Genomic DNA, 1,394 nt, shown 5'->3' on the forward strand with positions numbered 1-1,394 from the left:
TTTTATTTAAATAAAAATTTAAGCAAAATCATCTATTAATCTCTCCAATCCACCTTATAATATTACCTTTATCATCAATTTCTACTTCTAGATCTTTGTATTTGTTGTAAACTCTAGGTTCTAAAATCTCACGGAGATATTTTGTGCCTTTTTGAGTTCTTGTTACCCATATATTATACCCACTCCAATATCTTGGCATAGCCCAAGAAGCAGCACTATGCATTGTGCTATGAACCGTTTCTCCTTTTTTAAGTTTGGGTAGAGTATTTGCTGTATATTCTTTGCCTTTATAGATTAAAATATCGTCATAATATCCTTTTAAAAATGCATTAGTATAAAAGAAATTATCTCTAAAATATATCCAAGCTTGATATTTATCTTCTTTATAATAAGATAAATTAGTAGGATAGTCTGTTCTTGTATATTTATCTTCCGATCTTGGAGTAATCCCAAAGTCTATATATCCTGCTAAGAATAGTTGCCCTATAATACTTACATACTCACTATTGTAATTTGGTTTTATGGAATTTTTTAAGTTTTCATCTTCTGTGTAAAACAAAGGGCAATCCAAGTCATTAAAATCGCATGCATCCTCAAAAATTGATCCTAAAAAATGATCTTCAAAATATTCTAAAATATCTGTTTTCTTAAGGTTTGGAATTTGTAGAAAAAGCTTTATATCTGATTTTTCATCAAAACAAATACCATCATAACCTAAATTGTAAAATATCTCATCAAAATCAGGAAAAAACGAACCGTATTTATGAATTACTTTACCAATCACCATCTTCTTTCGCCTTATTATGAATTACATTATTTGGTTTTTTATTTCCTATATCTATTGCTGAACCGCCAGAAACAGATGTTTTTCTTAATCTTATAATAGTTCCATCATCTAGTTTTCTCATTTTTATACCATTTCCCGCATCTGGCAATATTGTCGTATCTTTTGTAATATCCTCCCAAATCTCTTTTATTTGCTTATTATCCTTAGCCCAGAAAACATTCTCACTTCTTCCAAGTCTTAATTCTTTAGAAGTCTTAAGATTATATTTATTTCTTAATACCTCTATCACTTCTTGTTTAGTAGCATATTTGGATTTTTTCTTAATAATATTTTTTACATTTTTAGGATTTTTCACTGCACCAAACATTGCTAAGGTATCGCTAACAATGCCAATATTTTCAAGTGAATTTGGAATATCTTCCACTATACCTTCTAATGGAGTAAATAAAGGCTCTATAACTCCACTTGATGATTTTTCCCATTCTTTAAATTCATCAAATATTATCTCAATAAACTCCCCACTACCATCTTGTGTTTGTATTCTTATCACATTATCAGGGATGAGTTCTTGAGTATTGTTACAATCTTCATTGATGTGAGTTTGTGT

The 1,394-nt window shown here is 29.1% G+C and carries 1 protein-coding gene and 1 pseudogene; both read right to left on the bottom strand.

Going from position 1 to position 1,394, the window contains the following annotated elements:
• Positions 1-28: 28 nt before the first annotated feature.
• Complete coding sequence (locus ACOTVC_RS08700; RefSeq protein WP_214099785.1) at positions 29-787, bottom strand: hypothetical protein; 759 nt, start codon at positions 785-787, stop codon at positions 29-31.
• Positions 774-1,394, bottom strand: a pseudogene (locus ACOTVC_RS08705) (hypothetical protein); the annotation flags it as partial. The pseudogene ACOTVC_RS08705 and the gene ACOTVC_RS08700, both read right to left, overlap by 14 nt.

Source organism: Campylobacter sp. GB48, from assembly GCF_049221845.1.
GTDB lineage: Bacteria > Campylobacterota > Campylobacteria > Campylobacterales > Campylobacteraceae > Campylobacter_D > Campylobacter_D lari_C.

Bases quoted from the DNA above. Each gene is read 5' to 3' on its own strand.
- ACOTVC_RS08700 (WP_214099785.1), bottom strand. From the start codon at position 787: ATGGTGATTGGTAAAGTAATTCATAAATACGGTTCGTTTTTTCCTGAT.